This window comes from Erythrobacter sp. K21-9 (genome assembly GCF_055808355.1).
In genome coordinates this window covers 393068-419718 of the sequence record NZ_CM147866.1, presented here as the reverse complement: position 1 = coordinate 419718, position 26651 = coordinate 393068, and the positions used below count along the sequence as shown (strand labels likewise).

24 protein-coding genes and 1 pseudogene are annotated in these 26651 nt (G+C 59.7%); 16 read left to right on the top strand and 9 right to left on the bottom strand.

The window, feature by feature from the left end; all coding sequences use genetic code 11:
* The first annotated feature begins 86 nt into the window (after positions 1–86).
* The 9 genes from AC0L39_RS02205 to virB11 are packed head-to-tail and all read left to right on the top strand — an operon-like array spanning position 87 to position 7328.
* A complete protein-coding gene (locus AC0L39_RS02205) occupies positions 87–320 on the top strand; it encodes a VirB3 family type IV secretion system protein (protein ID WP_473262467.1) in 234 nt (77 codons plus the stop codon).
* Positions 299–2674: a VirB4 family type IV secretion/conjugal transfer ATPase gene (locus tag AC0L39_RS02200; RefSeq protein ID WP_473260399.1), complete on the top strand. Its 2376-nt coding sequence runs from the start codon at positions 299–301 to the stop codon at positions 2672–2674. The genes AC0L39_RS02205 and AC0L39_RS02200 overlap by 22 nt, the downstream gene beginning before the upstream one ends.
* Positions 2674–3174: a type IV secretion system protein gene (locus AC0L39_RS02195; protein ID WP_473260397.1), complete on the top strand. Its 501-nt coding sequence runs from the start codon at positions 2674–2676 to the stop codon at positions 3172–3174. Before AC0L39_RS02200 ends, AC0L39_RS02195 begins: the two co-directional genes overlap by 1 nt.
* The gene (locus tag AC0L39_RS02190; protein ID WP_473260395.1) at positions 3074–3868 is read left to right on the top strand and encodes a type IV secretion system protein; all 795 of its coding nucleotides are present in this window, start codon (positions 3074–3076) and stop codon (positions 3866–3868) included. The genes AC0L39_RS02195 and AC0L39_RS02190 overlap by 101 nt, the downstream gene beginning before the upstream one ends.
* On the top strand, positions 3865–4599 hold the full coding sequence (locus AC0L39_RS02185) for a VirB8 family type IV secretion system protein (RefSeq protein WP_473260393.1): 735 nt from the start codon (positions 3865–3867) through the stop codon (positions 4597–4599). The genes AC0L39_RS02190 and AC0L39_RS02185 overlap by 4 nt, the downstream gene beginning before the upstream one ends.
* The gene (locus tag AC0L39_RS02180) at positions 4596–5297 is read left to right on the top strand and encodes a TrbG/VirB9 family P-type conjugative transfer protein (RefSeq protein WP_473260391.1); all 702 of its coding nucleotides are present in this window, start codon (positions 4596–4598) and stop codon (positions 5295–5297) included. The genes AC0L39_RS02185 and AC0L39_RS02180 overlap by 4 nt, the downstream gene beginning before the upstream one ends.
* Positions 5294–5863, top strand: coding sequence for a hypothetical protein (locus AC0L39_RS02175; protein ID WP_473260389.1), 570 nt, complete (start codon positions 5294–5296; stop codon positions 5861–5863). The genes AC0L39_RS02180 and AC0L39_RS02175 overlap by 4 nt, the downstream gene beginning before the upstream one ends.
* Before the next feature lie 56 nt (positions 5864–5919).
* Positions 5920–6354, top strand: a complete 435-nt coding sequence (locus tag AC0L39_RS02170) for a TrbI/VirB10 family protein (RefSeq protein ID WP_473260388.1) — start codon at positions 5920–5922, stop codon at positions 6352–6354.
* Between the two features lie 2 nt (positions 6355–6356).
* A complete protein-coding gene (gene virB11 / locus AC0L39_RS02165) occupies positions 6357–7328 on the top strand; it encodes a P-type DNA transfer ATPase VirB11 (RefSeq protein ID WP_473260386.1) in 972 nt (323 codons plus the stop codon).
* A gap of 591 nt (positions 7329–7919) precedes the next feature.
* On the opposite strand, the gene AC0L39_RS02160 is transcribed toward virB11, so the two are convergent.
* A complete protein-coding gene (locus AC0L39_RS02160) occupies positions 7920–10544 on the bottom strand; it encodes a DUF3857 domain-containing transglutaminase family protein (RefSeq protein ID WP_473260384.1) in 2625 nt (874 codons plus the stop codon).
* Between the two features lie 109 nt (positions 10545–10653).
* Here AC0L39_RS02160 and AC0L39_RS02155 point away from each other — a divergent pair, with 109 nt between their 5' ends.
* Entirely contained in the window at positions 10654–11073 is a 420-nt protein-coding gene (locus AC0L39_RS02155) for an ATPase, T2SS/T4P/T4SS family (protein WP_473260382.1), read from the top strand.
* A gap of 8 nt (positions 11074–11081) precedes the next feature.
* Entirely contained in the window at positions 11082–11471 is a 390-nt protein-coding gene (locus AC0L39_RS02150) for a TrbC/VirB2 family protein (RefSeq protein WP_473260380.1), read from the top strand.
* A gap of 716 nt (positions 11472–12187) precedes the next feature.
* Here AC0L39_RS02150 and AC0L39_RS02145 read toward each other — a convergent pair.
* From AC0L39_RS02145 to AC0L39_RS02115, 7 genes are all read right to left on the bottom strand, one after another.
* Positions 12188–12418, bottom strand: a complete 231-nt coding sequence (locus AC0L39_RS02145; protein ID WP_473260378.1) for a hypothetical protein — start codon at positions 12416–12418, stop codon at positions 12188–12190.
* The gene (locus AC0L39_RS02140) at positions 12391–12957 is read right to left on the bottom strand and encodes an RHS repeat-associated core domain-containing protein (protein WP_473260377.1); all 567 of its coding nucleotides are present in this window, start codon (positions 12955–12957) and stop codon (positions 12391–12393) included. Before AC0L39_RS02140 ends, AC0L39_RS02145 begins: the two co-directional genes overlap by 28 nt.
* Positions 12848–14461: a hypothetical protein gene (locus AC0L39_RS02135; RefSeq protein ID WP_473260375.1), complete on the bottom strand. Its 1614-nt coding sequence runs from the start codon at positions 14459–14461 to the stop codon at positions 12848–12850. Before AC0L39_RS02135 ends, AC0L39_RS02140 begins: the two co-directional genes overlap by 110 nt.
* Positions 14458–15444, bottom strand: a complete 987-nt coding sequence (locus AC0L39_RS02130; RefSeq protein WP_473260373.1) for a hypothetical protein — start codon at positions 15442–15444, stop codon at positions 14458–14460. The genes AC0L39_RS02135 and AC0L39_RS02130 overlap by 4 nt, the downstream gene beginning before the upstream one ends.
* A 28-nt stretch (positions 15445–15472) precedes the next feature.
* Complete coding sequence (locus AC0L39_RS02125) at positions 15473–16519, bottom strand: hypothetical protein (protein WP_473260371.1); 1047 nt, start codon at positions 16517–16519, stop codon at positions 15473–15475.
* Between the two features lie 58 nt (positions 16520–16577).
* Positions 16578–16895, bottom strand: coding sequence for a hypothetical protein (locus AC0L39_RS02120; protein ID WP_473260369.1), 318 nt, complete (start codon positions 16893–16895; stop codon positions 16578–16580).
* Positions 16896–17075: 180 nt separating this feature from the next.
* Complete coding sequence (locus AC0L39_RS02115; RefSeq protein WP_473260368.1) at positions 17076–17666, bottom strand: Ig-like domain-containing protein; 591 nt, start codon at positions 17664–17666, stop codon at positions 17076–17078.
* 779 nt (positions 17667–18445) lie between these two features.
* On the opposite strand from AC0L39_RS02115, the gene AC0L39_RS02110 reads away from it, so the two are divergent.
* From AC0L39_RS02110 to AC0L39_RS02090, 5 genes and pseudogenes are all read left to right on the top strand, one after another.
* On the top strand, positions 18446–19939 hold the full coding sequence (locus AC0L39_RS02110) for an NAD(P)/FAD-dependent oxidoreductase (RefSeq protein ID WP_473260366.1): 1494 nt from the start codon (positions 18446–18448) through the stop codon (positions 19937–19939).
* 2 nt (positions 19940–19941) lie between these two features.
* A pseudogene (locus AC0L39_RS02105) lies at positions 19942–20316 on the top strand (NAD(P)-binding protein); the annotation flags it as partial.
* 79 nt (positions 20317–20395) lie between these two features.
* Positions 20396–22216 (top strand): FAD-dependent oxidoreductase, encoded by a 1821-nt coding sequence (locus tag AC0L39_RS02100; RefSeq protein WP_473260364.1) that lies wholly within the window; start codon positions 20396–20398, stop codon positions 22214–22216.
* A 39-nt stretch (positions 22217–22255) separates the two neighbouring features.
* Entirely contained in the window at positions 22256–22888 is a 633-nt protein-coding gene (locus tag AC0L39_RS02095; protein WP_473260362.1) for a polyprenyl synthetase family protein, read from the top strand.
* Positions 22857–23189 carry a hypothetical protein gene (locus tag AC0L39_RS02090; protein WP_473260360.1) on the top strand — a complete coding sequence of 111 codons (333 nt, stop codon included), beginning with the start codon at positions 22857–22859 and terminating at the stop codon, positions 23187–23189. Before AC0L39_RS02095 ends, AC0L39_RS02090 begins: the two co-directional genes overlap by 32 nt.
* Here AC0L39_RS02090 and AC0L39_RS02085 read toward each other — a convergent pair.
* A complete protein-coding gene (locus tag AC0L39_RS02085) occupies positions 23186–26602 on the bottom strand; it encodes an AAA family ATPase (protein WP_473262465.1) in 3417 nt (1138 codons plus the stop codon). The genes AC0L39_RS02090 and AC0L39_RS02085 overlap by 4 nt on opposite strands.
* Between the last annotated feature and the right edge of the window lie 49 nt (positions 26603–26651).

Here is a 26651-nt window from a genome sequence, read left to right as displayed (position 1 = left end):
GCACACTCATCAAACCAAATTAGAGGTCGCAATTGTCTGACGAACTCCGCCGAGATACGCTGTTTGTCGCGCTCACGCGGCCGCAGATGTTCGCAGGTGTTACCTACACCTTCTTCATCATAAACGCGGTCATAGCGTTGGAACTGTTCCTGATCTTCCGGGCTTGGTGGGTGCTGCTGATCGCGGTGGCCATCCACGGCATCGGCATGCTCGTGAGCCTGCGCGATCCGCGCATATTCGATCTGTGGATTACGCGGGTGCGCAACTGCCCGCGGATCAAGAACCATTCGGTGTGGAAATGCAATTCCTACCGGCCCTGACGCGCGATCCCAAGACTATTCAAAATGAAGCGCCCGCAGGCGCGCACTTGCCCTATGCAAGGCACATAGACGATGTGACGATCGAAACCCGGGACGGGCTATTGGTCCAGACAATCCGGCTCGGCGGACTGTTGTTCGAGACGGCTGACAGCGAGGAACTCAATTACCGCGCCGGACTTCGCGATGCGATGCTGCGCACGCTCGGCAGCTCGCGCTATGCGGTTTATCACCATGTCATCCGCAGGCGGGCGGAAGCCGAACTGAGGCCCGTCACTGCAGACGATTTCTCGGCCCGGCTCGACGAGCGCTGGCAGGAAAAGCTTGGAGCCAAGCAGCTCTACGTGAACGAACTGTTCGTCACCATCGTGCGGCGCCCGCTGCAGGGACGGATCGGGACGCTCGACCGGATGCGCAGCTGGTTCGCGCGCAGCTCGAAACGCAATGCAGGACTGATGGCTGCAGAAAAGCATGCGCTTGACCGTGCGCGAGAGGCGCTGATGGCCTCACTTTCAGCGTACGACCCGCGCGCGCTCAGCGTCTACGATGCCGACGGGGGCAAGCGCTCCGAACCGCTCGAATTCCTGTCCTGCCTGTTCAATGCCGATATGCGCCCTGTAGCGCTGCCCCACGGCGATCTGGGGCATTTCATTCCGGCGCGCCGGATCAGCTTTGGACAGGATGCGGTCGAGCTGGCACCGACCGGCGGGTTGCCGCGCCGCTTTTTGGCCATGCTGTCGGTCAAGGATTATCCCGGCACGACCTTCCCGGGCATGTTCGACGAGCTTTACCGTTTGCCATTCGAACTGCACGTTACACAGAGTTTCGCGTTTGTGGAGCGCGGGGCTGCGCTCGGCCAGATGAACCTCGCGCTGCGGCGGATGAAATCGGCCGAGGACGAGGCCCTGTCGCTGCGCGAGGAACTTGCGCTTGCCAAGGACGAGGTCGCCGCCGGGCGAGCCGGGTTTGGCGAGCATCACACCACCATTGCTGTCCATGCCAAAGCGCTGGAGACCCTTGAAAACCACGTCGCCGAAGTCACCGCAATGCTCGCGGATCTCGGGATCAATGCGGTGCGCGAGGATATCGCGCTCGAACCCACCTTCTGGGCGCAGTTTCCTGCGAATTTCCGCTACATCGGCAGGCACGGGCTCGTTTCGACAACGAACTTTGCAGGCCTTGCGAGCCTGCATAATTTTCCCGTCGGGCGCGCGCAGGGCAATCACTGGGGCGAGGCAGTCACTTTGTTCGAAACGACAGCGGCGGGCCCCTATTTCTTCAATTTCCACCAGCAGGACTCGGGCAATTTCACCGTCATCGGGCCCTCGGGCTCGGGCAAAACGGTGGTGCTCAATTTCCTGCTGGCGCAAGCGCGCCGGTTTGCTCCTCGGACCATCTTCTTCGACAAGGACCGCGGCGCCGAACTCTTCATTCGCGCCATCGGCGGGCAGTATGACCGCCTCAGTCCGGGCTCCGCTTCGGGTCTCAATCCGCTGCAGCTCGAGGATACGCCCGCGAACCGGCAGTTCCTGATCGAGTGGCTGTCGCTGCTTGCTGGCGGCGCTTCGAGCGGCGAGCTCGACCAGATCCGCGATGCGGTCGACACCAGTTTCCAGCAGCCGGTCGGGCGCCGCCGGCTGCGCTATCTGGTCGAGCTGTTTCGCGGCGGCGCCCGCCCCGCTGCCGACGATCTGGCCGCACGCCTGCGGCCATGGTGGGGCGAGGGCGAGCGCGCATGGCTGTTCGATAACGAGCGCGACATGACCGATCTCTCAGCCGAAACGGTCGGGTTTGACATGACCGCGATCCTCGATGATCCGGCGGTCCGCACACCTGCCATGTTCTACTTCTTCCACAGGGTCGAACAGCGGCTCGATGGGGATCCGACAATCATAGTCATCGACGAAGGCTGGAAAGCGCTCGATGATGAAGTGTTCGTGCGCCGGATCAAGGATTGGGAAAAGACGATCCGAAAACGCAATGGAGTGGTCGGGTTCGCGACCCAGAGCGCGGCTGACGCGCTCGAAAGCCGGATCGCGAGCGCAATCATCGAACAGGCGGCAACGCAGATATTCATGATCAACCCCAAGGCGCGCGCCGAGGATTATATCAACGGGTTCGGGCTTTCGCGCCACGAATTCGACCTCGTGCGCACGCTGCCGGATACCTCGCACTGCTTTTTGATCAAGCATGGCCGCGAGAGCGTGGTTGCGCGGCTCGACCTTTCGGGCGAGCAGGACCTGCTCACCATCCTCTCAGGCCGCGAAAAGACCGTGCGCCTGTTTGACGAGCTGGTCGGGCGGACCGGACCCGATCCCGCCAACTGGCTGCACCTCTTGCTCGAGCAGGCTGCGTGATGGCCTGCCCGGCAATCATCACCGGTGACCGGTTTCTTGAACGAGTGTTGGCGCACATCGACTGCCAGGCGCAGGTGATCGGCAGCTATGGCTATCAGGCGCTGGGACAGCCGGGTTCCATTGCATCTACATTGGTCGCGGGCCTGCTGACGCTGTTCATCGCGTTCTTCGGTATCCGGCTGCTGTTTGGCCCGCCGCCGGGCGCGCGCGATCTCGTCTACGATGTGCTCAAGATCGGGATTGTGCTGACGCTGGCGTTCTCATGGCCTGCCTTTCGAACGGTGGTCTACGATGTGACGCTCAAGGGACCGGTACGAGATAGCCAGCGTGATCCAGACCAGCAGCGGAATTGGAAGTTCAGCCAGCTTCGCGTCGCGGCTTCAGCAGGCCGACAACGCGATGGTGCGTCTGACCGAAATCGGCGCGGGCAGAAACACCGGCGCGTTCATCGACAGCGACACGCCTGGCGCAACGTTTCAGGGTCAGGCGCTCGGCGATGACAGCGCGTTTGGGTCGGCGCGGCTGCTGTATCTTTCAAGCGTCATCGGATCGCTTGCGTTGCTGCGTATTGCGGGGGGACTGCTGCTTGCGCTCGCGCCAATTGTGGCCGCTTTATATTTCTTCAACCAGACACGCGGTATCTTTGCCGGATGGCTCAAAGGGCTTGTGCTGACCCTTGCCGGATCGATCGGCGCGACCATGGTTCTAAGCGCGCAGCTCGCAATCCTTGAGCCCTGGCTTGCCGATGCGCTGCGGGTGCGCAGCCTGGGATATGCGACCCCGTCGGCGCCGACCGAGCTGTTCGCGATCACGCTTGCTTTCGCGGTCGTCCAGCTCGTCATGTTATGGTTCCTGGCAAAGGTCGTGTTCCATCGCGGCTGGCTCACATTGCCGGACTTTCCGCGCGCTGCCGAACCGGCGGCGACCTCGCCAAGCCTTGCATCCGCTCGCGCGATCGAAACGCAGCCGCGGATCCTGCGCGCCGAGCGGATCAGCAACACGATCGAAAACTCGATCCGGCGCGAACAGAGCTCTTTGAGCGAACGCATCGTTCGCATTTCCAGCGGCGATGACCGGCCTGCGTCAACAGCTACCGCAGGCCGCGAGACCGCCGCGCCGCGGCTTGGCAGTTCGTACCGGCGCTCATCGACCAGGCCTTCGCGCGCCGCAAATCTCCGGGACACCGCTTCATGACCGCCCAGCCCGACTACGATCTTGCCGACCTGCCGGTCGCCGAAAGCTGGGCGACCAGCGTCACCGATGACCTTGAACGCTCGAGTCGCCGCGCGTGGATTGTCGCGATCATCGCCGCATTGATAGCCCTGATCGAGGCGCTCGCGCTGGTGTTCCTGATCCCCCTCAAGACAGTTGAGCCCTACACGCTGCTGGTCGACCGCCAGACCGGCAGTGTCGAGGCGCTGGCGCCGCTCGATACGCAGGTGATTGCGCCCGATGCAGCGCTCACCCGGTCATTTCTGGTGCAATACGTGATCGCGAGAGAGAGTTTCACCGCTGCCAGTTTGCAGGAGGACTACCGCCGGGTTGCGCTGTGGTCGGCAGGCGAGGCGCGGACGCGCTACAGCCGCGAGATGACCGCCACCAATCCGTTGAGCCCGCTCGCCTATCTGCCGCCGCGCGCGGTCCTCAAAACCGAGGTGAAAAGTATATCGAGCCTTGGCGAAGGCAGAGCAATGGTACGCTTCATCACCACCCGGATCGATCCGGGCGCAGCGCCGCAGCCTGCGCAGCACTGGGTGGCGGTGATCGGCTACGGGTTCAGCGCCGCTGCGATGAGCGAGGCTGACCGCCACATCAATCCGCTCGGCTTTCAGGTGACCAGCTACCGGAAAGATGCCGAAACGCTGCCCGAGGCAGGCATAATAAACGGGATCGAACGGCCTGAGGGCGCGGAGCTGGCGCAGTGATCCGCCTGACCGCACCGCTCCTGCTGATCGCAGCATCCACTGCTGGCCATGCGCAGGTCTATCCCACACCCGGCGGCGAGACCCCGCGGATCCAGACCGTCCAATGGCGCCCGGGCGAACCGGTCGTGCTGACGGCGCTGCCGCAGACCGCGCTTACGGTCATGCTTGAGCCGGGCGAGACCATCCGGCGCGTGACGCTCGGCGGCAACCGGTCCTGGCAGTTCACAGTATCGGCGGAGGCCGACAGTTTCCAGATTACCCCGCAGGCGCAGGCTGCGCCCGCCAGCCTTACTTTGGAAACAGACACGAGAGTGTATGAGTTTACCCTCGAAACAGGACGCGGACTGCGGGCAGCCTACCTTGTCCGTCTCGAATTTGGCCCTCCGCCGGTCGAACAAGCGACACAGCAAACTGAACCCGTCGGCGATCTTGCCTGGTCTTACCGCCTGCGCGGCGACAAATCGGTGCGCCCGGCCTCGATCCGTGACAACGGCGCAAAGACCGTGATCGAATACTTTCGGGGGCAGCCGCTTCCGGCTGTGTTTGCGATTGGCGCCTCGGGCGATGAAGAGGTGGTTGCAGGATATATGCGAGGGGGACGGTTCATCATCGACCGGGTTCACGAAGAACTCGTCTTCCGCATCGATAAGGAAAAGGCGACCGCGCGGCGAGCCAAAGAGCGGAATAGCGAGCAATGAGCAACACCGTGGCCATCGAGCCCGGAGCCGGCGAGCAGGCCAATGACGTGCGTCCCGTGATCGCGACCGGCAGCAGCGGCAATTGGGGTCTGTGGGCTTTTCTAGCGCTTTTGGCGATCGGCGGGATCTGGCTGTTCAGCGTCCTGTCGTCAGCGCGCGAGGCCGCCAATGCGCCGTCGGTTCTGGTCCCTGCGCAGCCGGCCACCGGGCGCATCGCCTCGCCAGAGCCGCTGCGCGTACCCGAGCGGTTTCTTGAAGACCGGCCCTCACAGCTGGAGCCGCGGCTCCGGGCGGACGAACTGGTTGGGCCCTCAGTGCAGCCGCGCACTCCGCAACCTGCCCCGCCCCGCGCGCCTGTCCCGTTACCGCCTCTGCTCGCTTCCTCAGTTCGACCGGCCCGCGTCTCCGCCGCCAGGTCCGCAGGTAGTGTTCGAGAACCGTGCGCCGATCCCTCCTGCACCCACGTCAGCGGCAGTCAGCGAAGGCGCCGCACGGGTGAGCGCGGACCGTCTCGTCAACCCATCGCGCACGATCCCGCAGGGGACGGTGATACCCGCGGTGCTTGAGACCGCGCTGGATCTCGACCAGGGCCGGCGGGGTGCGGGCGCTTGTTCAGCGCGACATGTACAGCTTCGATGGCACCCGCGCGCTCATCCCGCGCGGCAGCCGCCTCTACGGCGAATATGAGGCAAACCTGCAGCGCGGGCAGAAGCGCGCGCTCGTCCAGTGGACCCGGCTCATCCGGCCCGACGGCGTCACCATTGCGCTCGATTCCCCCTCGTCCGATCCGCTCGGGCGCGCCGGAATCAAGGGCAAGGTCGACAGTAAGTTCCTCCAGCGCTTTGGCGGGGCGATCCTGCAATCGGTGCTCGATATCGGGGTTGGCATTGCGGTCAACGAGGCTTCTGACGGAGTGATCGTCGCGCTTCCCGGCAGCACGCAAAACCTGCAGATTACCGAACCAGAATCGATCCAGCCCACACTCAAGGTCAAACACGGTACCAGCGTCTCGGTGTTCGTTGCGCGCGATCTCGATTTTTCGAGCGTCGATCCATAAGCGTGGCTGAAGCCCGATACTATCTCGACAGCTTCCTCGCGCCGCTTGCGCCGGTGATGGAGCGACCGGACGTCACCGATATCTGGATCAACCGCCCCGGCGAGATTTGGATCGAAAGCCTCGGAGGCGGAATCGAACGGATCGAGGAGCCCAGCCTCGATATGAAGCTGCTCGAACGGCTCGCCAAACAGATCGCGGCGCATTCCTCGCAAGGGATCAGCCGTGCGCAGCCCTTGCTGGCTGCGACACTGCCAGACGGCTCGCGCGTTCAAGTGGTGGCGCCGCCCGCGACGCGCGATGGCTACGCTTTTGCAATCCGCAAGCATGTCTCGGCGGACTTGTCGCTGACCGACTGGGAGGATAGCGATGCCTTCGAACAGGTCGAAGGCGGCGGCGCAGTACTCGCGGCGGAGCGGACGTTCCGGTCACTCGCAGGGCGCGAGGCGGCGGCGTTCCTTCGCCAAGCGGTGCGCGAGCGGCGCAACATCCTTGTCTCCGGTGGGACGTCGACCGGGAAAACAACATTTCTAAATTCGCTGCTCGCTGAAATCCCGTTGGATGAGCGGCTGATTACGATTGAGGACACCTCGGAACTTAAGCTCCAACACACAAACGCGGCCGGACTGATCGCGGCGCGCGGAGAGCTAAGCGAAGCTCAGATTACCGCCGAAGACCTGCTGATCGCAGCGCTGCGGATGCGGCCCGATCGGATCATCTTGGGCGAGCTGCGCGGGGTCGAGGCGTTCACGTTCCTGCGCGCGGTTAACACCGGCCATCCCGGCTCGATGACCACCGTCCACGCCGACACGCCGCAGCGCGCGATCGAGCAGCTGGCTTTGCTTGTGCTCCAAGCGGGTTCGAAGCTCGGGCGCAACGACGTGCGGCATTATGTTCGCGAGAGCGTGGACGTGTTCGTTCAGCTGGAGCGCAGGGCTGGCAAGCGGCGGGTGAGCCAAGTGCTCGTGGCGCAATAGATGGCGATGACATTGACATCTCAGGCCAGCCTTTTCGACCCATTGCCGAACACACCGCTCGGCTCGTCCGTTGAATGGATCAGCGGCGTCTTGTTTGGAGAGGTTGCGGCTCGTCCTGTGCATCCTCGCAGTAGCAGCGGTGGGTGCGATTATGCTGACCGGGCGATTTCCACTGCGCCGCGGCATGCGCGCGGTGCTCGGGTGCTTTCTGCTTCTCGGAGCGCCCATTATCGCCGCAAGATTGACCGGGTGGCAGTCAGCCGATGTCCCGTTGCCTCCGCCCGTGCCACAGCAGTCAATAGGCCAAGAGCGCAGCGAATTGGAACCAGCCCAATACAACCCGTATGCGCAGGCCTCCGTAAGGGACGATCGCTAGCTCGTTTGGCCCTTCGCAATCGGATGCAAGCCTTGAGGGTCTGCACAGCCTAGTCGAAATCGAGGCCCCAGGCTCGATAGGTTCGGGCAAGCGATGGCTGCATTTTCAACGCCAGCTGAATTTCCTCGCGGCCCGATGCATCGCCTTGTGCTTTCCTCACAATCCCCCGCAGAAGCCGAGAAGCGGCGAGGCTGGGCTCGGCAAGCAACGCCGCGTCAATGTCGGCTTTCGCAGCATCCAAGTTGCCGAGCCGCAAGTGAGCCAGCGCCCTGCTGTCCAAAGCGACTCGGCGAAAAATCGCTCTTCTCGACCGCATCGATGCACGTCTGGAGACGGCTCTCGTTCATCACATTCCACGTCGCGGAATACCAGCAGAGATTGTTCAGTAAATTGCCATCGCCCGGGCGCTGTGCAGATCGCTCCGACAGCACTTCGATCCCTGCGTCTATCGATCCACTCCAACCCAGCGCGGTGGCTAACACCGTGTCTTCATCAACGGGGTTATCGGCAAGGCCGCGAAAGTCCTCGGCCAATGCAAGCCCTTCGTCAGCGCGGCCCAGCTGTGCCAAAATCTCGATCTGCGTCTCGTATGTGGAACCATCAGGCTGCAAATCTTCGCTCAGTTTCAGGTCTTCCAAGGCGCCCTCGAGATCGCCCAATTCCCTCCGTAAGTATGAGCTAAAGATATAGAGATCTCGCGATGCCTCAATCGCAATCGTTGCCTCGATGTCTTCCATCGCTTTCGCGTGATCGTACACCCCCGAACGAAAGCGCGCCCGATTGAGCAACTGTAATGTCTCGTCCGGTTCGGCTTCGGCGATCGCCTGAGAATACGCTTCCTCGAGAGCAGCAAGGCGCGCGCGATCATCACCGAAATACTCCCATAGCTCGCGAATATCGCTTGGCGCTTTTACGATTGGTAAGGCTCGGTCGAAACGTGTCAGGTTCCGCCGAGCGGCGGAGATCTGGGAAGCGGGAAGTTCATTCCGAACGCTGCGCATTGTCTGCGACAGTTGAACTCGATTGCCTTCCATTGAGACGACCGAGGAAAGTTCTACACCCCCAACATCCGCTTCCGACATGAGCGAACCTTCAATTTCGAACTCACCGCTATCCGATGGGAGATCGATCTCAAATTCGCTGGCGAAATGAATCGGACCATTGAGCCGCAGAGGAATTTCGCGCCAAGCAGCTCGCGCTCGGTCGGATTCAAATGATACGTTCTTTGCAGTCTGCGCAGGTGGTTCGAGTTCATAGACGGTACGATCCCTGCTCCACTGCGAAGCCTGGATGCCCCGACCTTTCAGCCGAGCGACACCAGCTTCCACGTCGTAGCTTACCGAACGTTCGATAATCAGCGTCTCTCCGGCAGACTGCATTAGAATAGCATCGATCGCATCTTCGGCCATTTGAGCATCGGCTTGTTCTGCAACCGGTCGCCATTGTGCGCCGCGCGCACCTCGAAGTTCAATTTCGATATTGATGAGAGCCGGCAGGCGAATGCCCGCGCTCTGATCCATCTGCAGCCGCACTACCTGATCGGGAATTGAACTGGGTCGCTCTTCGAGCGGAATCAATTCTGCGCCGTCCATGCGAAGCGGCAATGCATAGTCAAAGCGCGGCACAATATCGATCGTATCAAGCCTTGTTCCTGAGACCGTTCCGTCAAGCCAGAAACTCTTGCCGCCTATTTCCGCCCGTACGATCATATGATCAAAATTGCCTGGCATCGGCGCAAGGATCGGCAGCGCATCGCCGCCGCGCGAACGGACCAGAGCTACTTCCGCATCGACGCCAAGTTCGCGCAGCATCGCCAGGAGCAGCACCGATTTGGCCTTGCAATCGCCAAAGCGCTTTTCCCAGGTCTCTTCCGGAGATTGCGGGAGGTAATTGCCGCCATTAAGACCATTCATCAGGTAGCTGATATCGTCCTGAACCAGTCGGAGGGCGAGCGCTGCGCGGGTGAGCGGATCATCGCTAGCTGCTGCGATATCGGCGATCTCGGCAGCCAGTTCTCCGCCAGGCTTGATTGAATTGTCTACGCTGTAATGCGTCGCCATCTGCGAGGAAACAGAGCTCCAATCCGGGTAGGTGGAGACTTGCATGAGTTCGCCCACAAGATAGCGGAACGGCGCGTCGAGAGGCTTGTCCTTCGGTTCCGCGACAGGAATTTGGGTGCTCCAAACCAGGTACCCTTGCCGCTCACTCGGGTCCGCCACATCGGCCTCGCCAAGGCGCTTACGTGAGATGGGCATGTCCTTCGGCCATGAAATCGACACGCGGCCAGAACCGATGGGGGCAGGTCTAGCGGGCAGCGACGATTGCCACTGCACATTATCGCCCATCGCCTGATCGCTGGTGGTCGTGGAATAGGCGAGCCGAATTGTGTCGCCAAGCTGCGCTCCAGGCACCGTCATGGTTGCGGTGAGCACACCATCCAGCAGGCGCGATTCCAGACCTTCTTCCCGGCGGAGAACCTCGAACTCGCCGCCGCCTTCCAGAAGGTCGATGACTTTTTTGCCGCGTAGAAGCTCAGCCCGGTGGATGATAAGGTCGCCTTTATCGGGGAGCCAGCTGGCGGAAAGTGTCCCGAATTGTGTTAGCGCCTGAGGGGTATCCAATGCGATTGCGGTTTCGACATAAGTCCATAGCTGCCCGGCTTCTATCCGCGCTTGTTGATCGACGAGGACGAAGGGAGAATCGGAGTAGCGGTCTTCTCCGTCAATCTCGGTGATCTCGACCCAATCTGGTCGCGGATCGTAGAGGATGTCGTCGCCTGCAATCGACGGAGTGGCGAAAACGGTCAAGAGGATAGAACAAAGAAATGCGAAGCGTATCAAGAGTTGATCCTTTGTATGGTGCATCATGAGTGATGACATCTTCGGCAATTCAGAACAATAGCTTACACAGACAGTTTCTTGACTAGCCATGTGCCGGTCGAGCGAATAATTGAGAGCGCGTCTGCTCCTAATCGAGGATACGCCTGAGCTGCATCTGGCGCATGAAAACGCCGTTGGCCTGATCGCAGCGCGCGGCGAAGAAAGCGAAGTGCAGGGATCCGCCGAAGATTTACTGATCGCGGCACTGCGGATGCGGCCTGACCGAATCATTCTGGGAGAGCTGCATGGCATCGAAGCGATCACCTTCCTGCGCGCGGTCAACACCGGCCATCCCGGCTCTATGACCACCATCCATGCCGACACGCCGCAGCGGGCTATCGAACAGCTTGCCTTGCTCGTGCTGCAAGCAGGATCAAAGCTCAGCCGCGAGGATGTGCGCCACTATGTGCGCGAGAGTGTTGATGTGTTTGTCCAGCTGGAACGGCGCGCTGGCAAACGACAGGTGAGCCAAGTGCTGGTGGCGAGGTAGCGTAGCCCATGTCTGTCATCACGCAACGAAGTCTGCTTGAGCCTGCCGGAGGAGCGCCTATATCCTTCTCAATGGAATGGGTGAGCGGAGTGCTGTTCGGACAGCTGGCCATCGGCCTATGTGTGCTGGCCGTAGCTCTTGTCGGAGCTTTGATGCTCACCGGAAGGCTGCCGGTACGCGACGGGATACGCGTCGTGCTGGGGTGCTTGATACTGCTTGGTGCGCCAGTGATTGCTTCGGTCTTTCTGGTTTCCGGTCTGGAGCGAAGCTCTGCGGAACCGCCGCTCCCTATCGCCGAAAAAGCGTATGACGAGCGAGGAGAATCGCCGCCTGCCGAACACAACCCCTACGCTCAAGCTTCGGTTAGAGATGACCGCTCAGGGTCAGTCGATTGGTGAGGTCGAGCGAGAACTGGTGCTATCGAATATACTCGTTTGTTCGATGATGCAACGCTGACACTAAACGTCTAGATTCTATGATCACCGTCCAGCCAGACAATCCGAACCTTTCAATCAAATGGATTAGCGAGTCCTATTCTGACAACTAGTTATTAGCTTGGGCGCGATGCGGCGGGATTCATCGGAGCCCTAATGCTGACGGGAAAGCTGTCCGTGCGCGGCGGGGTTTAATTTGCTGCCTTATGCTCTTAGGTCGGCCAGTTCTCGCGATAAGAATTTTTAGGCTTTCAAAGCGGGCCGCAGAAGGGTGTGCTAGAGGATTTGGAATCGATAGGATAATTGGTATCGGCGTTGATCGAATGGAACTCCTGCAACCCTCGCCTTCTGATGAAACAAAAAGCGGCTATAGGCTTGAATTTAGGGCAACTGCAGTTGAAATGGCTCAAATTTGAGCCGCGTGGAACCTCTGGGCAGATAGCTAAAGTCGATCACATACAATCTTCGCGCTTACGCCCAACGCAACTGACAATATCATGGAGCATAAAATGATCGCGATGACCAAAAAATTCTCATATCTTCCGCAGCCTGTTTCGAAAAAGCAGTCTCCCATCAAATAATCAAAAGAATACAAATATATGAATGGGAATGAAGCTAGTCCACATACCACACCAACTTTGATTGAATGGTTATTTCTTAGCATGTTTAAATTCTTTCAACTATTGTTTTCCAGAAACTGCAGTACACCCGCTTTGAAGGGCGCTTAGAGCCAGATTCTCTGGCGAAATTCCATCATTCTCTGAATTTTGGGCTAACGCAATGCCAACAGCATTATTGTATGTATCAGCTGCTGTGTCGCTCGGAACCTTGTCTACGTTTCTGACTTCGTTTGCGTTGAGCCAATAGTTAGCACGATCCGCACCTAAGGCTCGTGTAAGCGCAACCGACAAATAGACATGACGGAAAGCATTGGCGTCATCCCCCCCTGGCCACCAAATCGGGTTTGCGTCTCACGAATCGCATCACTCCTTATTTTTTTAATTGATCCCAACGCCAACGGATCGACAAGCGATGCGACTAAGCGACCGGTTGTACCGACCGGTCTATTACCGGGCGGAACTGGGCAAAATTTCGTGTCTCGATCAACCACAGCATTTGAACCCGAGCCCGTGCCATTTGGTCCGCCTTCGCCGCCGTCCGGGCCAGAGTAACAGGTTTCAGTTGGAATCTCCGTCGTAGTAGTTTCTCGCTTTCTTACCACCTCGATTGAGCCATCAGTTGTTCTAACGGGAACAAAGACCCAGCGCGATGTTGTGATCGTTTTGGTTCCTCCAATACAGACTGTGCTAAGTCCAAAGGGATCGACTCCATTCACCGGGTCATTCCCAACGTAGGCATATATGTTCATACCATTGCCATACCCAATCGGATCGGTCTGCATGAACCTGCCCAGCCCCGGCGAATACGCCCGCGCCTTGTAGTGATACATCCCCAGCTCGGGAATATAGATCTGACCCGTATAGCGGAACCGGTACGATATTCTCGATGCCGCTGCTCGGCCCCGGCAGCCCGAATTCGTCATAACTGTTGCGGGACCTGTTAACTCCGCTGCGGTCGTAGCTGGTCACGATAGAGCCAAGTCGGTCGGTGTAAAGGTGCCGCGCATAAGAGCGGGACGCATTGGCGCCATCGTAGTAGATCAACGGATCATCGCCGCCAGACAAGCCGTGCACATACCGGTTGAGCATAGTACCACTGGCATTGTACTCTCCGATCAGATCATTGCCGCTGTAGAGCAGCCGCGTAATGTTAGCGCCGCCGTCCTTAATCTCATAGAGCCGTCCGAGCGGATCATATCGTAGGTCAGCGTTCTTCGTGCCCGATGCACCCACCAGACGGTTTTCAGTGTCGTATACGAAGGTTGTGCTTCCATCCGATATCAGGTTGCCATTGTCGTCATAGGCGAAATTGTTGCTGTCGACGGCATCGTACTGGTTCAGGCCATCGGGGGTATATGCGACATCGGCGCTGCCCGGAACATGCCCGTCCCAGACATATTGTTGACGATCAACTTCTTCGGAGACGGCCTGACCGGCATTGTTGTACGTGTATTCGCGGTTGTAGGTCTGGTAGGTCGAAGCGGGATGCTCCGTGAAAATCCGATCCAGCCGTTCGGCACCATCGAAGTAGAAATTCTCGTCGGGTGCGTTGTAGTCGCGCGTTCGCTTGATCAGGCGCCCGGCAATATCAAAGGTGTGTGAAATCTGCGTCGTTGGCTGGTCATCTTTAATGTGCTGCAGCCTGTTCAGTTCGTCATACTCAAACGTCCAATATGCGCTATCCGGGTGGGTGATGCGCGATTGGCGTCCGGCAACATCATACTGATAGCCAATTAGGCGGGAAGTGCCGTCCATGACCTGCGTCTCGCTGGTCCGCCTACCGAGTCCATCGTAGCCAAGCACGATCTTGTTCGAAGCATCGAACCGCGCTTCGGTTAGCGCTCCGAACAGATCATATTCGTAGTAGACATTGCGGGTGTGGGTCGAGTTGAGGCCGGTGCGCGCAGGCACGCGCTTCTCGATCAGGCGGCGAGCTGGATCGTAAAAGAACGTGAACGTCTCGCCCCGGCGCGTCCGTAGCGTGCTGACATTGCCGGCGCTGTCATAGGTGAGTTCCTGATAGTCACTGCTGTTGCTGGTATTGGCTGCCGTTTCCGAGGGGAAGACGGTGCGCTTGGTGCGGTCATGCCCATCATAGGTGTATGTGGTCCGGTTGTCAGAAGCATCCTCGACCCAGGCGATAGTACCGTTGGGGTTGTAGGACATCTCGGCAGATTGCTGGCTGAGGCTGGTGTCGACCCCGGCCCATACCTCAGTGACCCGATCAGCAGTGTCATAGTATCGCTTGGTAATGCGATCCTCTCCAAACGTGCCGGGTGTCATCTTCACGCAAGCATCGGCGGGTAGGGTCGCGGTCGCGTTGGTTAGATTCATGCGGATCGCGGTGCATTCGAGCCGGTACCGGCATAATCATATCCGTACTGCATGATCGAATGACGCGTGGCGCCATCAGGCGAGAGTTGCGAAGATGACGTGACGCGTCCAAAGTCATCATAGATGTTTTCGGCTGCTGTGACGACGGTAAACGCATTCCAAGCCGCTTCGCTCGTACCAGAGACGTGACCGCTTTCGGTGAGTGTCACTTGACCATCGCTGTTGTAGGTCATTCGGGTTGCAAGGTGCCGCAAGCTGCCGCCCGCATCGGGGTCCGGCGATATTACGCCGACCACTTGCCCCACATCGTCATAACGATAGGTGCTCACGTCGTTCGAGCCAGTAAGTGGTCCATCGATTGTCTCGACGTTACCAAGCGCAGTGTATGTGAAGCTAGTGGTCGATGTGAGTGTGTTGTTGCCAGCGCGGTTTGTCACCGAGACCGGATTGAGGTTCGGCTCGAAGTTTGCATCGTAGGCGATGTCGGTGTTGGCTTCATTAGCGCTGCCCGCACACAGCTCTTGCGTCCGGCAAGCGCGAGTGTTCGATGGCAATGTGAGCGAGGTCGATTGGTTGACCAGCGCGCCGGATGAATTCTTCTTCTTGCCCGTTAGCACGACATAATCGATTTTCGTGACCGTGCGATCGCCATTATCATTTGGCGGACCTTCGATCCGTGTGGCGCCACCATGCGTTGCATCATAGAAATAGCTGACTGGTTGAGCGCCAGCGCTGGTTGTCGCTGTTGGCTTGTTGCAAGTGACCTGATTGGAGCAGGAGGCCGGGTAGGTCGCCGTAGAAACGATGTCAGCAAGACCCGTGCCTGGCTTAGCTTTCTGCCGGACCTCCGTAGCATTTCCGCGAGCGTCATATGTGTATTCGGTGCGCTGCCCGTCCGGAGCCTCGACCCATTCCACTCGGCCCTCGGCATCGTGCTGATAGAGGGTTACATCGTTCAGGGCGTTCTTAATGTAATAGACCACTCCCTTGTCGGTGTACGCTGTTGTCGTTCTACTTCTGCCGAGCGAGATCGGTCGCAGTTGCCTGCAATTGATTCCCAAGTGTCGACCAAGTATAGTTGCGTGTGTAGCTTCCCTGATACTGCACCGATGAAACACGGCCATTACTGTCGTAGCTGATGGCGACACCGTCAGTCGTTTCATTGGGGCGCTTCACACCGGTCAGGCGATCCGACGAGTCCGTACGAAACCGGGAGGTGCGTCCCAGAACATCACTAACGGTTTCGAGCGTCTCCGAGCCGCTGTAGGACACGTCGTAAGCGAGCGAGGGCCAATTGTTTGCTGGAGTACATGCTCCAACCGGATCGCAGTATTCTTCGGCGTTATTGATCGCGGTCACTTTTGTAATCCGATGCCAAGCATCGCGGTTACCGGACCAGATCGAATCAAAGGCGTAGTCGAAACGCAGCTGATAGCTCGCGTTGTTGGTTACCGACTGAAGCCTAACCACATAAACGTCAACGAAAAACCCTGGAGAAATCTCGAATGCGTACAGGCTATTTACGTAATGAAGCGTAGTCGTTCGACCATCAGGGCTCGTGATTGTTTCGGCGAGGGCATCGGCGGTACCATAATAGCTCTCACCATTGTTGACATAGGACTCTTTGAAGACAATCTCGGTTCCATCGCGAGCGGTATATGTATGGGTTCCGGTCGACCAGTTATGAGCAATTGTTTCGCCGGTCCCTTGATCCGATGCGTAAACCGTGCCGTTCCACGTGAATGTGAGGCGCGCGCCGCCAAGATTAATCGCTGCATTGGGATTGCCTGACTCTATCTCTGCAGAGATCATGTAATTGTGCCGCCACCCATTCCCGACTCGCGTACGTGTATGCGTCAGGCCATTCGCCCCGCCGATCGAGATGCTCGAGGAGGGCGTCACGATCTCGCCGGTTGCTAAATTGATGCCATGCTCGTCTAGTGGCAGGCGGATTTCCGGTGGATCCAGTGTCACCGACTGCGCTGCCAATGGCGACGCAACAAGCATAGCGGGTGCGAACACGGCTGCGGTCGAAAGGAGTAGGTGCTTGGCCTGCATTGTGGACCTCGAATGTTTGAATTTCGTTTGTAACTGCGAGAGGTTGTCCTGACGGCCTCTACTGACTTGTGGATTGTCCGCGTTGCCATCGACCGGCGATCATTTGCGCGTTTGCGCAAAGCGTGGCTGCGCGCTCTCCGAGCGCTCGCTCTATCTGGTTCTGGACAGCCTCGTTCCCGGTTGACGCCAGCTTGCACATTTCGTCCCGGTATCGCTTTACTTGCCCCTGCTGTGCGAGCTTGGCCTCGGTGCAATCGACGATCTTGAACCCTTTAGCTTCAAGCCCGGGAACCGCTCTCTCCACGGCGAGGATGTGAAAAGGTTTGCCGCGCTGCGCCGATTTGACCTGTGCAACATCGTCATGTGGGCGGGCCATGCAAAGTGGAGGTTCTCCTCCGATAGACGGAGCCTGTGCTGCCTGAGCATGAGCGATGCCGCTCATACTCAAACACAGAAAAGCAGGCAGAGACAGGACTAGCGCACGGATTGATACCAAGTTCGGCATTTGAGCCCCCTGTTGATGGTGCTGAAGAATTCGATCGTGGACCGCACAGGTCTAGGGATCGTCGATCCCTGGTCCACCGCCGCCGCCGAGACCGCACGAGCCGCTAAAGACTGTCAGCGTGGCCGTATCAGTTGCGCCCAGCGTATCTTGGACGGTGTATGTGAAAGTCGATGCGTCCAAGGCTGGGCCGAGAAGCACCTCGATGATCCCGCCCGAGAACGATAACAGGCTAGCTCCGCCGGAAGTCTTGACCACGGCTGTCACAGCGAGCGGGTAGTTACTTTCGGGGTCCGTGTCGTTCGCGGTCACATCCACCAGCTTGAGCGTCGAACATTCTCCGCCTGACTGATCATCGTTCGCCACCGGTGGATTGTTCGATGGAGGAGGCGGTGGCGGCGTCGGTGTCGGTGTTGGTGTTGGTGTTGGTGTCGGTGTCGGTGTCGGTGTTGGAGGAGCACTACACGTCGGTATCGATCCATCGTTCCGGATCTGGAATTCGGTCCGGTTGCCCATCTCGTCGTAGCAGAGCTTCCGGGTGTCGTCGTTGTTGCTTCCGCCTGTAACCTCCGTGATTATCAGGCGTCCAAGAGGGCCGTAAGTATGCTGCTTGGTTTCAGATTGTGCAGCAGCGATGGTGGTCAAAGCGATCGCGATGACGCCGGCGCTGGTCGAAGCTATCAGACGAATGTTGATTACATATCTCCCCTGTGCCCGATCTAATTCGACTGCCCATTCTTTGGGTCGGTGCGAACTAAATTATCGCCAGAGGATCGTCGCTGGCCGTTTGATTAGTCAACGACTTATGATTGAAGTATTTCACAGCTCAGATCACGAATCGCAGAAATTGGCGATTTATGAGATTGAGCCCTACAGAATAAAGTAAGGGCCATTTCGGGGTCTCACTCGGCAACATGGCTCATTATTAGCTGGAAAGGTGGCAAGTTAGGTCGCGCGCCTCGGATCGCCATCGTGCACTTTCAGTTGGTCGATGTTCTGCTTACCCGTTCCATGCCGTCACTCAAGAGGGTGGCTTGGAAGGTGGTTCGTCATATTGGTCATCGAACTGACGCTCATCATTTCAATAGTTTAAAGCCTAGCGAAGGTGCTTCTCGAGCGCACCATACTTTCCTAGCCTTCCAGGATCGCAATTTGTCCTCCTCCGGCAAACCACTGCGCGTGGCGCGCTGCGATGCGGTGTGCCGCCTTGATCGCGCCAACCACGTGCGCCGCTCCTTTTCCGCTGTGTTAGCCAGCAGACGGGATGCAAACGTTCCGCTCGCAGCGGCAGGTTAGGCCGGTAAGCCGGCGCGGTCTTCCGAAGTGCTTGAGGACAAACCAGATATCCCTTGCATAGTGCACCGACTGACTGCATTCTCCGCTCGTGGTCGCTCCGCCAAAGTGCAGAGATTTGCGGAGTTTGGATGGGAAAGCGAACGCGTTTCGACGCTATTGTAGTGGGCGGCGGTCCGGCTGGATCGGCGATGGCTTGGGCGCTAGCGCGCAAAGGCGTGTCGGTGGCCGTGGTCGAACGCGCAGTATTCCCGCGCGAAAAGGTCTGCGGCGACTTCGTCGAACCGGCCGGACTGCGCATTCTCGACATCATGGGTTGCCGCGACGCTCTCGATCTCGGGCGCAGGCTGCCGATCACCAAGAACCGGGTCTATTTCGGCCCGCGCATGCCATATCACGGAGAAATCCCGTATTACGATGGCGCGCACGGGATGCCGCCGCACGGCTACATCATTCCCAGAGACCAGCTGGACACGGTGCTGCTCACCAATACCGGCAAGGCTGGTGCAACGGTGATCGAGGGGACGACGGTCAGGGACATAAGTCGGAACCAGGGCCTGATGCATGTCGAGGTCAAGGATGATGAGGGCAGCTACACATTGACCGCGCCGGTGGTCGTGGGTGCGGACGGCGTGCAATCGGTGGTTGCCAAGGCGCTGCGTCTGCGGCGCGACGATCGCAAGCATACCGGGGTGTCGCAGCGCGTTTATGTCGAAGGCATCGACGTCGAAGAGGGCGAAGCCACGATCTGGTTCGATGAGGACCACTATCCCGGCTATGGCTGGATGTTCCCGATGGAGGGCGACCGGGCGAACATGGGTGTCGGGCTGCTGGGCGAGACCTGCGACATCTTCGATCTCTCGGTGCAAAAGAGCTTTCGCGATTCGGTCGAACGCCTGCGCATAAGGCATCCCGGCTGCACCATTGCCCAGGTCGCAAGCAAGCCGCTGGGCGGCGCGGTTCATATGTATGGGGGGATTCGCCGCAACCATTTTGCAGGCGGCATCCTGGTCGGCGATGCGGGCGGCTTCGTCGATCCCATGACCGGCGAAGGCATCACACAAGGAATGGAGTCCTCGATCCTCGGCTCCGCGACCGTGCTCGATGCGCTCGAAAAAGGGCAATTCGAGCAGGCTGACTTTGCGGATTACGAAGGCGATTTCAGGGCCTATTTCGATCCTGCGATGCTGTATCTTTGCTTTTGCGCGACGATCCTGCGCAACCGCCATTTCGCGGAATTCGGCTTTCGCTCGACCCGGCAGGGCTTCGAGAAAGCGCAGCATGATCGCAGTTTCGGTGAGATATCGGGTGCGGCATTCGGCGGTCTCAATGTCCAGCCCATGGCGATGGCCAGCCAGATCTGGCGCAGCCTGTTCGAGCACGCCTTTCGCGGTGGCGCGATGGGTATCATGAACCTGCTGTCCGGGCGCGGCCTCGCTGCCGACGGGTTGGCAGGCGACCTGGCGGCGTTCCGGCGCGGGTGGGAAGCCTCTCTAAAAGCCGACCCGGCATGGCACCGGGAATGGCTGGGCGATGTCCTGAAGTCCGCCGCGCGATTGGCCCCTTCGTTCTTGATGAAAGAAAATCCGCGCTTGCGCGGTCCGTTTGACTGGATTGGAGTGTAGCCATGGCGAAAGCAGCAAAGACGAATACGCGTACCGCCACCAAGGCGAAGAAAGCAGCAGCGTCCAAAAAGGCGCCGCCTAGCAGCAAGACCGCAGCAAAGAGCAGAAGCGGTTCGCGGAGCGGCCCGAAAGCCCCCACCGTCGCGGTGCTCGGAGGCGGTATCTCGGGCATGACCGCGGCGCTCAAGCTGGCCAAGGTCGGGTTTGACGTCACGATTTTCGAAATGCAGGAACGGCTTGGCGGCAATACGTCTTCACGACACGTGAACGGCGTCGAACATGATGTGTATCCGCACATGTTCTGTTCCTGGTACGACAATTTCTGGGACCTTTACGAGGATGAGCTCGGGCGGGAGGCCGACGATCTCTTCGAACCGCGCGAGGGCAGCAAGGTGCTGCAAAAGGGCGAGACCGAGTTTGGCGAATTGCTCAACCCAACCTCGATCGAGGCGGTACGTGAGCAATCTGAAATCGGGCGTGATGAGCCCCGCCGAAATGTGGCTTCTGGGCTATTCGGGACTCGACCTTGCAACGCATCCCTTCGACCGGAGCGGCTCCAAGCTTATGGAAATGCTGAGCGTCAACGGCTTTATCTATTCGCGCGGATACGGCACCGAAGACGTCGCGGCGATGCAGAATTACCTGCTGACGCTCATCTGGTCGATACCGAGTTCATGGACAGCGGCAGCAACGTACCAGAACTTCCTGCGCCACACGTTCCAGTTCCCCAACCATGCGCCGTTCAACTATCTCTTGAAAGACAGCCTCCAGACGGGCCTGATCGGACCCTTTACCGAAAAGCTTGAAGAGGCGGGCTGCAAGATCAGGTTGAAACGCGAGGTGACTGCGGTGCGGCTGGATGAGCAGGACCGGCCCGAGATTTACTCGCGCGTTCCGTGCGACGATCACCTGAGGCACGATTCCAAGCGCGACAGCGATAATGAAAACCGCGTCACGAAAGACAATTTCGACTACGCGATCATGTCGCTGCCGGTCGAGCCGATGACCGACATGGTGATGGGCGCATCGGGCGGGCGCAATGGGACGCGGATCGTGGATCGCCTTCCCGAACTCTCAAGAATGCAGAACCTGAGCTCGGTATCGATCCCGGTGGTCGATCTTTATCTCAATCGCAAGCTGGAGGATTTCCCGAGGGATCACGTCGCCCTGGCTGAATCGAAATTCGGTCTGACGGTGCTCGATATTTCGCAATTGTGGGAAGACACGCACGAGTTCGGCGGAAAGACGGCGCTGGTTCTCGCCGCATCCGAAGGCGCAGCCATTCCCTCGGTCGAGATCGAGCGAATGGGCGAGTTGATGCTGGAGGAATTCGCCGAATTCTTCCCGGGCTTCAATCCGGGCGAACATTGGGGCGATACGAACAGCGACGTCGACTGGAGCAAATCGTGGATACGCACCAACCGGCAATACAAATTGTTTCTCAACGACACCGGCAGCTGGAGCGCGAGGCCGCAGACCCTGTACGAAGACGCGCTCCCCAGGGTCGCCTTTGCAGGGGATTGCACCCGCAGCGATGTCGACATGGCAACGGTCGAAGGTGCGATCCAGACAGGCGCGCAGGCCGCCGCTGCGATCCAGGCGCAGGATGCGGAACTCAACGGCCATGCGCGCCGGGGGCAGCCGATCGAAGTGACGCCGCACACGGTCTACAGCACCGCGACGTTCCGCTTCGCCCGGCTGTTCTATCTTCCCGCCACCTATGCGGCGTTTTCCGTGGCGGCTTTCCAGCAATGGGCCGAGCGGATGAAGAACGGCGATCATCATCTCGACGAGAATGAGTTTACGCTGGCCGAGTATATGCTGCTGGTGCCCTCGCAATTCGTGATCGACTGGTGGAAGGCGGCCTATTGGTTCGCGCGGGCGGCGGTCGGCAAGGACAATAAGGACCCGTTTGGCGACCGCATCACTTACCTCCCCAATCCGATGGGAGAAACGCCGCAAGACGAAGATCTGGCCGCAGAGGAAGCTCACATCCATTCTCACGATGACGACCACATTATCGGCCTTCCCGAAGCGATGGCCATGGTGGCCCGCGAAGTGTTCGAATATGCCTCGGGCCGGGAAAAGCCGGATGCGCCAGAGGCGACGGCCAAGACCGGCGGAGCAAAGCCCGATCCGCTCGCCGGGGCTGTCGATATCGCCAGTGGAGTGATCGAGACGGCGCTCAATCTGGGCGAAGATCTTGCGCAAGGATTTGCCAAGCGCCGGCCCGAGGTCAAGGGCCGCTACCGCCGCAGGTGGCGGACCAAGCGCTAGCGCAAGGCCGCATACGAGGAGTAATGAAGGGGTGAATTTTTGGACACGATAACCGCGAGTATCGTCAGCAATTTGGGCTTCGACGAGGAAATGGACCGGCTGCGCACGCTGCTCGATAACTGGATCAGCGAAGCCTCGCCCGAAATGCAGCCGCTGTTCGACTGGCAATTCGTGGCCGGGTCGAAATATTTCCGTCCCCTGACGATTTTCGGCTGTTACCGCGCGGTCCATGGCGATGTGCCGATCCCCGACACCATGATCCGCTCTGCCGCTGTGCTCGAGATGATGCACAACATGTCGCTCGTCATCGACGACATCCTCGATCATTCGGACGAACGCCGCAGCAAGGCGACGCTCCATGCGAAGTTCGGGATGCTGCCAGCCTTAATGGCGTCGGGCTATATCGTCGCGGACGGGTTCACGATGTCAGCCGAGGACCCGCACGACATTCGCTTGTTTGCTGACCTTCTGCGCCGGCTCGGGGTGGCCGAATGCGCGCAGTGGCGCTTGCGTCGCCAGCCACTTGGCGTCTCGGACTGGGAAGAGATTGCGGGCGAGGACACAGGCTCGATGTTCGAGACATGCGCATGCCTTGCGACCCGGGATGATAGCCTGCGCAGATCTTGCTCGCTTGATCGGCATGCTCTACCACGGCTGCGACGATGTGGGTGATGTGAAGGGCCTCGAATCGCTCGGCGGGGGAGGGGAGGAAGACCTGCGCGACGGCATCCTTACCTTGCCGGCAGCCCTCGCCATCCAGGACAAGGAAATCTGCGAGAAATTTTGCCGGGACAACCCGAGCGACGCAGACCTTCAGGCGATCAAGGAGCGCATGCTCAAACACCTGCCCGATGCGGAGTGCCATCTGGACGCGCTTGCCAAGGATGCGAAATGGGAAGCGCAGGTCCACACCGAAAATCCGCAAGGCCTGATGACGCTCGTCGATTACACGCGCGAGCTTTCGGGCCGCTAGACAGAGACGTCCGCAAGCTCGGCCTGGAGCGCTTTAACATCGGCCAACGCCGGTGTGTCTATCTCGGGTCGGCAATTCTCGATTGCGCCGCGAATGATCGCGAGGGCCTCGCCATGCCGCCCCGATCTCTGGAGAAAACGCGCATATTCGGCTGACGCGGATAGCTCGAACGCCGCCGCGCCGGTTTCCCCGGCCAGATCGATTGCCGCCTTGAAATCTGCCTCGGCTTCGTCTGGCCGGCCCACCTTTTCCTCGAGCCGCGCCTTGATCTGCAACGTTTCGGGCCGGACGATCCGTTCTTGCGGGTTCGCTTCCAGCGCTTCGCAGGCGGCCGTGTAGGCCTCGTCCAATTCTTCGCGGGCCTCGAGCGCCATGGCCAGCCGGTTCATGTTGATGACAAGGCCGACCCGGCCATTCAGCGCGACCATCGCCTCGAGAATTTCACGCATCGCAGTAATGTTTTGCGCAGACGGCGCGGCATCGTTGCTTAACCAGCCGATCTTTGCGCGCACCAACTGGCCGATAAACTCGATCTCGTTCGTGTCGCAGATTTCGAGCGCGCGTTCGGTGTGCCTGCGCGCCTCCTCCATGTCGCGGTCGAATGCCATCAGCGTTCCGGCAAAATGGTGCGCGACCGCGGCTGCGTAGGGCTGGCCGTTGCCTTCGGCGACTTCGATGGTCTGGGCAATGCGCTGCCGCGCCAGAGGCGATCGCCCGGCCGCCCATGCGGCAAGGCTGGCAACGCCCATCGCAACCACGTCGTCATTGACGCTGACCATGCCCTCATGCTGGCCAAACAGATGTTCCAGCTCGGCGTAGGGTTCCTCGAAATCGCGCAGCCGCCCATTGTAATACGCGGTTTGCACCAGCGCGTTGGCGGAGAAAAACGGCATCCATCCAGGCTGTTCGTCTGTGCCAAGTTGCCCCGCCAGGTCATTGATGCGGGCCGCGACCTCGTCAGCCTCCTTATAGTTCCCGGCATTGACCGTGCCGCGCCAGCGCTGGACCTCGCTGGTGATGACGTCGCTGAGCAAGCCGAGCTTCTTGGCGAGCGCGCTCGCCTTGTCGGCAGCTTCAAGGGTTTGCGGATTGGAATAGCCCAGCGATTGCTGGAGAGCATTGTTGAGCGCGCTCCACAGCTCCATTTCCTGACGGTCGCGCTCAGACCCTTCTGGGAGGTCGCCGACCAGTCCGAGCCCCTTCTTGAGATGCGCCGCAGCTTCCCTGCTCGCCCCGCGTGTGAATTCGCGTTTGCCTGCCTCCAGCCATGCCGCCACAGCTTCCTCGGTCTTGCCCGCCCGTGTCCAGTGGGTGGCAAGGCGCTCTTTTTCGAGCTCGGCGATGTCCGGAAATTGATCGCGGATTGTTGTCGCGGCGCGTTCATGGAGCTGCTGCCGGGCCTTGCGCGTCAAGGTCTCATAGGCACCGTCCTGCAGCAGAGCGCGCTTGAACCTGTAACTCGAATTGGGCGGCGCGCCGCGCACGATGAGCAATTGTTCCTCGGTCAATTGCCGCAATTGCTTGTCGAGATCGCCCGTGTCGATGTCCGCCATCGATGAAAGCACCTGATAGGGACACGCGCCGAGAACCGAGCAGACCTGCAGGAGACCGCGAGCCGGACCGAGCCGGTCCATTCGCGCGGCCAGCAGGCTGCGCAGGGTCGGCGGTAACTTACCGAGATTACCCTTCCCCTCAGTGCTGGAGGCGAGCTTTGCGAGTTCTTCGGCAAACAGCGGGACGCCGTCGACCTTTTCGAGAATGGCCTCAAGCGTCTTGCCGCCGATTTCTGCGTCGCCCGATGCCTCGGCGATCAGTTCTGTGATATCGGAGTTGGAAAGCCGTGCGAGGTTGATGCGGCTGTGATGGTCCCTTTCCGACCAGGGGAGTTCGAATTCGGGCCGAGCGGTGCCCAGAACCATAAGGCGCTCGGTATCACCCTGTTCGATCAGCATCTGCACGAGTTCGAGGGTCGAGGGATCGAACCATTGCAGGTCGTCCAGCCAGAGAACGACTGGGCTGCGCTCGGACAATTGGAAAACCGAATTGGCGAGCGAAGACAGCAGATGGGGTCGCTGAGCGTCGATGGTGACGGCCGATGCCGGATCGGCATCCGAACCGATGCCGACCACCGCAGCCACGGCGGGCTCGATTTCAGGCGGAAAGCCCAGTTCCTCGAGCCGTCTCGAAAGCGTTTCCTGAGTGTTACCATTCCCGTGATCGGTCGCATACTCGATCATTTTTGCGAGCGGATAGAACGGCGTGTTGGGAAATAGCGAAGACCCCTGAAGCGTGAAGGACGTGTGCTCTGTGCCTTCGATCTCGCTTTCGAAATGATCGATTAGACGCGATTTTCCGATACCCGGCTCACCGCGCACCAGGACGAATTGGCCCTCACCATCGAGCGCGCGGCTCCAGCGCCGTCGAAGATGCGCGATTTCGTCCTCACGTCCGACGAAGGCCGTTTGTTCTCCTGTATCCCAATCGCGCCGTGTCGATGTATCCCGGGCCGTGCCGGTCACGCGAAACAGCGGATGCCCGTGGTGGGTGTCGGCAATCTCCTCCATCCTGTACGCGGCGGACGCCATCGATCTGATCGCTGCGGTGACCACGATGCTGCCGGGATCTGCCCGATCGCGGGCGGCTTCTGAAGTGGCAGCGCCGTCCCCGACGAGCTCGAGATTATCGCCTGCGCCCCGGACCAGCATGTCGCTGGCGCGCACGCCGATATTCAGCTGGCAGTTTGTCTGGTCGGCTCCGCGACCTGGTGATGCGAGTTGTCCAGCGGCGAACTGCAATTCCTTGGCGGTCCGGATCGCGCGCCTTGCTGCATCCTCCATCGCAACCGGGAAGCCGAATGTGATCGTGAGACAGTGCCCCGTCCAGGTCGCCCGCCCGCCATAGCGTTCGATTATCGGTTTGGAGAGTGTCTGCAGGTCCGTCAGGAAATCGTGCCAGTCCTCCGGATCGATCGACGAAACCAACTGATCGCCGCCGTCGAGCGAGGCGGAGACGAAGGTAATTTGTCGGCGTTCGCTGACGGGCACGGAGGGCGCCGGCTCATCAGGAGGAATTGCCGCTTTCGGAGCAGGCCGTGCGGCCTCCTGCTCTGCCTTGTCTGGTTGAGATTGCTTGCCCACGACATCGCGAACGTGAGCAACAAAGTCGCGCCAGTCCGGATCGTCCTGATTGCCGCGCCAATGGCTGAGGTCTTCGGTCTGGGTGAGTTCGAACATGATCGGACGGTCGCATTCCTCGATCATGCATGGGACAAAAGACCCGCTGCGCTGGGCGAGCGTAGCCTCGGCCCGTACCCAGCGCGAGGCGACCGACCGCTTCGACCACAGGACGACGACGGCCTTCGCATTGCGCAACGCCGCTTCGGTAACCTCGTCATAGGCGTCGCCCGCGCGCAGCCTCTGGTCCCACCAAACCGAAAGACCTGCAGCTTCGAAGCCTTCGACA

Excerpts from the sequence above, each read along its gene's own strand:
- AC0L39_RS02205 (WP_473262467.1), top strand. The coding sequence starts at position 87 with ATGTTCGCAGGTGTTACCTACACCTTCTTCATCATAAACGCGGTCATA.
- AC0L39_RS02200 (WP_473260399.1), top strand. The coding sequence starts at position 299 with ATGCAATTCCTACCGGCCCTGACGCGCGATCCCAAGACTATTCAAAAT.
- AC0L39_RS02195 (WP_473260397.1), top strand. The coding sequence starts at position 2,674 with ATGGCCTGCCCGGCAATCATCACCGGTGACCGGTTTCTTGAACGAGTG.
- AC0L39_RS02190 (WP_473260395.1), top strand. The coding sequence starts at position 3,074 with ATGGTGCGTCTGACCGAAATCGGCGCGGGCAGAAACACCGGCGCGTTC.
- AC0L39_RS02185 (WP_473260393.1), top strand. The coding sequence starts at position 3,865 with ATGACCGCCCAGCCCGACTACGATCTTGCCGACCTGCCGGTCGCCGAA.
- AC0L39_RS02175 (WP_473260389.1), top strand. The coding sequence starts at position 5,294 with ATGAGCAACACCGTGGCCATCGAGCCCGGAGCCGGCGAGCAGGCCAAT.
- AC0L39_RS02170 (WP_473260388.1), top strand. The coding sequence starts at position 5,920 with ATGTACAGCTTCGATGGCACCCGCGCGCTCATCCCGCGCGGCAGCCGC.
- AC0L39_RS02150 (WP_473260380.1), top strand. The coding sequence starts at position 11,082 with ATGTCTGTCATCACGCAACGAAGTCTGCTTGAGCCTGCCGGAGGAGCG.
- AC0L39_RS02140 (WP_473260377.1), bottom strand. The coding sequence starts at position 12,957 with ATGTATCACTACAAGGCGCGGGCGTATTCGCCGGGGCTGGGCAGGTTC.
- AC0L39_RS02135 (WP_473260375.1), bottom strand. The coding sequence starts at position 14,461 with ATGAATCTAACCAACGCGACCGCGACCCTACCCGCCGATGCTTGCGTG.
- AC0L39_RS02125 (WP_473260371.1), bottom strand. The coding sequence starts at position 16,519 with ATGCAGGCCAAGCACCTACTCCTTTCGACCGCAGCCGTGTTCGCACCC.
- AC0L39_RS02120 (WP_473260369.1), bottom strand. The coding sequence starts at position 16,895 with ATGGCCCGCCCACATGACGATGTTGCACAGGTCAAATCGGCGCAGCGC.
- AC0L39_RS02110 (WP_473260366.1), top strand. The coding sequence starts at position 18,446 with ATGGGAAAGCGAACGCGTTTCGACGCTATTGTAGTGGGCGGCGGTCCG.
- AC0L39_RS02090 (WP_473260360.1), top strand. The coding sequence starts at position 22,857 with ATGCTCTACCACGGCTGCGACGATGTGGGTGATGTGAAGGGCCTCGAA.